This is a genomic window from Bacillus sp. JJ1521, from assembly GCF_036965165.1.
Lineage (GTDB): Bacteria > Bacillota > Bacilli > Bacillales > Bacillaceae_L > Ferdinandcohnia.
In genome coordinates this window covers 1-4852 of the sequence record NZ_JBALOX010000273.1, presented here as the reverse complement: position 1 = coordinate 4852, position 4852 = coordinate 1, and the positions used below count along the sequence as shown (strand labels likewise).

The following is a 4852-nucleotide window of genomic DNA, read 5'->3' as shown; positions in this document are numbered from 1 at the left end:
TAACATAAAAGACGTAGTTTTGGTAATCCTGATTTTTCTTTATAAATTTCTATTTTGGGAATTTAATGGATACATAGAAAATAAGATGATATAACCGTGCATTGCATGAATACTTGAAAAAAAGAGGTGAAGCTTTGGATTTTAGCAATTTTAAATCAATCAAAGATTATGGCTTTGAAGGGTATATTCCGGTTAGTCAATTGATGCAAAATCATTCGATCATTCCCCATAATCGAGGAGTGTATATGGTCCTTTACACACCAAATGATTCTCCAGAGTTTTTGAATAAAGGTTCAGGTGGATTTTTCAAGGGGAAGGACCCTAATGTTCCGATCGAAGAGCTAAAAGACAATTGGGTGAATGATGCGAAAGTCATCTATATAGGTAAAGCTGGTGGTGGAAAAAGCGCTGCAACTTTGAATTCAAGAATTAATCAATTATTAAAATTCGGAATGGGGAAAAATGTAGGTCACTATGGCGGGAGGGTCATTTGGCAATTAGAAAATTACCAAGACTTGATCATTTGTTGGAAGGAAACCCCTATTGATGATCCTAATGATGTAAAAAAACATTTAATTAGAGTCTTTAAGAAAGTGTACCGAAAGAGGCCATTTGCAAATTTAGTTGATTGATTTGAGAATAAGTTCAAAACCATTGTTTGGTACAGGGAGGATCGGTGTGTATCCTCTCTTTTGTTTTGTATAAAAACCTACGAATGAGTAGCCATACAACAAATTTAAAAGATAAAATGGAATTAACGAATTCGTAACAAAAACATTAAAGGAGTGCAGGAATGGAACTTATTTTAGGAAAAACAAAAGAAGCATGGATTCAAAGCTTTCCATTATTAGAAAAACTCATCTTAACTGAGGAAGTTTTTTGGAATAATCCGAAGTACATCGATTTTGAAAGTGCGATTCAACATGTTTCTTTAGGAATCGAGGATGTACGTGATGCTGAAAAGAGGTTAAGGAGGTTTGCGCCTTATCTTGCGAGCGTATTCCCAGAGACAAGGGAAATGAATGGGATTATCGAATCACCTCTAAAAGAAATTCCTGTGATGCAGGGCTCCCTTGAGAGATTATTTTCTGAAAAGATAGAAGGGAAAATGCTCCTAAAATGTGATAGTCATCTGCCGATTTCTGGCTCCATTAAAGCAAGAGGTGGTATTTATGAAGTACTAAAGCATGCTGAAGACTTAGCGATTGAAAATAAGCTTCTGACTCTGAACGAAGATTATAGCAAACTTGATAGCGATTCATTCAGACAGTTCTTTTCCAATTATTCGATTGTGGTGGGATCTACTGGAAATCTAGGATTAAGTATTGGAATGATTAGTGCCAAACTAGGATTTAACGTAACGGTGCATATGTCTTCCGATGCAAAGCAATGGAAAAAAGACCTGCTCAGAAGTAAGGGAGTAACAGTTGTTGAACACGAATTGGATTACAGTGTTGCAGTTGAACAAGGTCGGAAACAGTCTCAGGACGATCCTAAAAGCTATTTCATTGACGATGAAAATTCAACTAATTTGTTTTTAGGGTATGCCGTAGCAGCATTAAGACTACAAAAACAATTAGATGCGATGAACATTACAATTGATGAAGATCATCCATTGTTTGTGTACCTTCCTTGTGGAGTTGGAGGCGGGCCAGGAGGTGTTGCCTTTGGTCTGAAGCTAATTTTCAAAGATCATGTCCATTGTTTTTTTGCCGAGCCATCCCATTCTCCATGTATGTTATTAGGATTATTAACGGAGCAACATGACAAGATTTCGGTCCAAGATTTTGGAATTGACAACAAAACGGCTGCTGATGGATTAGCTGTTGGAAGACCATCGGGCTTTGTTGGAAAAACATTGGAGCACCTGATTAGTGGGGTTTATACGGTGGAAGATCATAACTTATTTGCTTATCTTAGTATGTTGGCTCAAACAGAACATATCTATTTAGAACCCTCAGCATTAGCAGGAATTGCCGGGCCAGCACGATTATTTGCAGAAGCGGAAGGAAGAAAGTATATCGATAAAACTCACTTAAAAGAAAAAATGAAACAAGCAGTTCATATTTCATGGGCAACGGGAGGAAGCATGGTTCCTAAGGAAATAATGGATTCGTATGTTAAAACAGGGGTAAAGGCTCAAAAGTAAATGATCGTCACCAATCCAATTTCTATACAGTAATATTGCCGACATTCCTAATATGGTTGTCGGGTTTTTTTAGATACTTTAGTAATATGAATGGTTTGGGAAAAGATATGAATGCAAATGACAGGGCTCTTCTATCTGATCATCAGGTGATAATTCGTATAATGCAAAATATTAAAACTAAAGGGGTTACTATGGAAGATAAAATGATACAAGCGATACAACAGCATTCTAATCCAATTACGGGTTCCAAAAATGACCTTGATCCACTTGTTAGTGCGATTACAAATCAGAAATACATTTTGTTGGGTGAAGCCTCGCATGGGACGTCTGAATTCTATAAAATTCGTGCGGACATGACCAAAAGGTTAATAGTTGAAAAAGAGTTTACCTTCATAGCTGTAGAAGGTGATTGGCCGGCATGCCAAGAGGTGAATCGTTATATTAAGGGGTATTCAAATCAATTTGAAAATGCTCGTGATGTCCTCATATCTTTTAAACGTTGGCCGACCTGGATGTGGGCAAATCAAGAAATGATTGACTTAATTGAATGGTTAAAAGAATTTAATCAAGGAAAATCGAGTGAAAATAAAGTTGGGTTTTATGGAATTGACATCTATAGTTTATGGGAATCAATGGATGAAATACTAAAGTATTTAGAAAAAAGAAACTCACCTGATCTAGAGGTCGCAAGAAAGGCTTTCGCGTGTTTTGAACCATTTAATCGTGAGGTGGAAAAGTATGCTTTGTCCTCTGCTTTTTATGCTGAAGGGTGTCACGAAGAGGTTACAAAACTTCTAACGGAAATAAGTGTAAACAAACATAATTATCAGGATTCAGAGGAAGGTAGTTTAAACGTAGAGGTAAACTCACTTATTACTGCAAATGCTGAAAACTATTATACAACCATGATAACCAACGATAATGAATCATGGAATATCAGAGATCGTCATATGGTTGAGGTGATACATAAAATTGATTCCTTTTATAACCGTGAATCCAAAGGGATCATCTGGGAACACAATACTCATGTTGGGGATGCAAGAGCTACTGATATGGCAAATGAAGGAATTGTAAATGTTGGTCAACTCTTAAGGGAAGAGGTAGGTACAGAAAATGTGTTTATCGTCGGTTTCGGAACACATCACGGTACGGTAATTGCAGCTACAGAATGGGGTGAAAACTTTAAGAAAATGAATACCCCTCCCGCAGTTGCCGGTAGTTGGGAAGACTTCCTGTATAAAGCAGGAGCTTACGATAAACTTCTCGTTTTTACAAAGAAAAATAAACATTTATTTGTTAAAAAAATTGGTCATCGCGCAATTGGCGTTGTCTACAATCCACAATTTGAGCATTATGGCAACTATGTTCCGTCAGTGATATCCGAACGATATGATGCGTTTGTTTTTGTAAACACCACAAATGCTTTAACTCCACTTGAAGTCACGGGTGTGTTAATTTAGGCTTAGAGAAGTTTGCATTTCTAAGCCTGTTTGACCATGCAAAATACTGTGAATTTTATGATTGCTTTGTTCAGGATTGTTATTAACCTTTTTGCCCTATTTCCTAAACTCCTTTTGTAGGTTTTTAGGAGATAGATTATATTCCTTTTTAAAGAGTCGATAAAAGCTGGAGTAATCTTGAAAACCGCATTTTATGGCAATTTCCTCGATTGAGAGCTCATTTTGTTGGATGAAGGCAACGGCGGTTGCAAGTCGTTTCAATAACACATACCGATAAAAGGGCACCTTCATGTGATTTTTAAAATAATGGGAAAAATAATATTTGTTTAAATGAAAATGATCAGATACGTTGTCTAAATTCATTTCTGGATCGGTCAAATGTTTTTCAACGAATTCGATTATGGAATGTAAGCGTTGATCTGCATCACTTCTTACACTTTTTGTTGGCTCACTACTGGCTGGATTTAAGATAATTTCCATAGCTCGAAATAATAGATAATGTAAGGAAAAGGAATTAGGGTCGCTATTATTTTTTATACGATTACTTATTTCTTGAAAAAGCGAGAGAATTTCCTTTAAATTTTGGGAATGGAGATGAACAACGTATGAACCCTGAGTTTTATGATAAATGATGCTGTCACTCATGAAGGGAGAAATCGATAAAAATTCAGCCAATAATGAGTTGCTGATCGTCGATACGATTCTCTCATAGTTGTCAAAATCGCTTACTTCTGCCTTATGTACCGCATATGGGGGAATGATGACTACATCCCCTTTGGTTAGTGAATAGATTTGTCCTTCACAAAAAAATTCACATTCGCCCCCTAAAAATACGAGTATCTCCATTGCATCGTGACTATGCAATCGGAATAAAGGCTCGATTTCAGAATAATTTTCTAAAGATGTGAGAGGCTTTCTGCCCCAATCATGTGAATGAAATTTTTTGCTCCAATAATAAACCTCAAAATTCTCATTTAATACTGGCATAAATGTAGATTCTACCATAAGTTCTCCTTTTGAATAGCAAGATATACAATATTATAAGCAAAAATAACAATATATTTCATGTATTTCCTTGATATTATATCACTATATTCAATATGTAATGAAGTCGCAGAGGAAATGAAAGCCTTCTCTAGATGCAAATTTATGAGAAATGAAAGCCTTGTCTTTTGGAGATTATAGTATACATAAACATCTAGTTTAGTTGGTTTAAAACCTACGTCCTTTATTCCTATTAGAT

The 4852-nt window shown here is 36.0% G+C and carries 4 protein-coding genes; 3 read left to right on the top strand and 1 reads right to left on the bottom strand.

The genetic code is table 11. The annotated features are described in order from the left end of the window. Positions 1 to 134 precede the first annotated feature (134 nt). From V7147_RS24600 to V7147_RS24590, 3 genes are all read left to right on the top strand, one after another. Positions 135 to 632 carry a hypothetical protein gene (locus tag V7147_RS24600; RefSeq protein WP_335370425.1) on the top strand — a complete coding sequence of 166 codons (498 nt, stop codon included), beginning with the start codon at positions 135 to 137 and terminating at the stop codon, positions 630 to 632. 161 nt (positions 633 to 793) lie between these two features. Next, a complete protein-coding gene (locus tag V7147_RS24595; protein WP_335370424.1) occupies positions 794 to 2149 on the top strand; it encodes a D-serine ammonia-lyase in 1356 nt (451 codons plus the stop codon). A 161-nt stretch (positions 2150 to 2310) separates the two neighbouring features. Beyond that, complete coding sequence (locus V7147_RS24590) at positions 2311 to 3609, top strand: erythromycin esterase family protein (RefSeq protein WP_335370423.1); 1299 nt, start codon at positions 2311 to 2313, stop codon at positions 3607 to 3609. Between the two features lie 96 nt (positions 3610 to 3705). Here V7147_RS24590 and V7147_RS24585 read toward each other — a convergent pair whose 3' ends face one another. Continuing rightward, on the bottom strand, positions 3706 to 4614 hold the full coding sequence (locus V7147_RS24585; RefSeq protein WP_335370422.1) for an AraC family transcriptional regulator: 909 nt from the start codon (positions 4612 to 4614) through the stop codon (positions 3706 to 3708). Between the last annotated feature and the right edge of the window lie 238 nt (positions 4615 to 4852).

Coding starts and splice junctions, on each gene's coding strand:
- V7147_RS24585 (WP_335370422.1), bottom strand. CDS start 4,614: ATGGTAGAATCTACATTTATGCCAGTATTAAATGAGAATTTTGAGGTT.
- V7147_RS24595 (WP_335370424.1), top strand. CDS start 794: ATGGAACTTATTTTAGGAAAAACAAAAGAAGCATGGATTCAAAGCTTT.
- V7147_RS24590 (WP_335370423.1), top strand. CDS start 2,311: ATGCAAAATATTAAAACTAAAGGGGTTACTATGGAAGATAAAATGATA.